This is a genomic window from Mesorhizobium sp. M8A.F.Ca.ET.181.01.1.1, from assembly GCF_004792025.1.
In the GTDB taxonomy this organism is placed as follows: Bacteria; Pseudomonadota; Alphaproteobacteria; order Rhizobiales; family Rhizobiaceae; genus Mesorhizobium.
Window position 1 is genome coordinate 1 of the sequence record NZ_SRTV01000253.1, and the last position, 299, is coordinate 299.

General features: G+C 72.9%; 1 pseudogene. It reads left to right on the plus strand.

What is annotated here, in order from left to right:
- Positions 1-214, plus strand: a pseudogene (locus EN824_RS34490) (magnesium chelatase); the annotation flags it as partial.
- Between the last annotated feature and the right edge of the window lie 85 nt (positions 215-299).

Consider the following 299-nt stretch of genomic DNA (forward strand, 5'->3'; position numbering starts at 1 on the left):
CGCAAGTCCGCGCGCGGGCGCCATGCTGGCGCGGGCCGCGCGCGCCAGGGCGGCGCTCGACGGCCGCAACTATGTCATTCCGGACGACGTCAAGGCATTGGCCGTTCCGGCGCTGCGCCACCGCGTCGTGCTTTCGCCGGCGGCGCAGATCGACGGGCGCCTGGTCGAGCAGATCGTCTCCGACCTCGTCGACCATACGGAAGCGCCACGTTGATCTATCCGAGCGGCCGAGCGGTCTGGGCGGCGGCGGCGGGGGCGATCCCCGCCTTCCTGATCGCGCTCGCGCTGCCCTCTGTCTG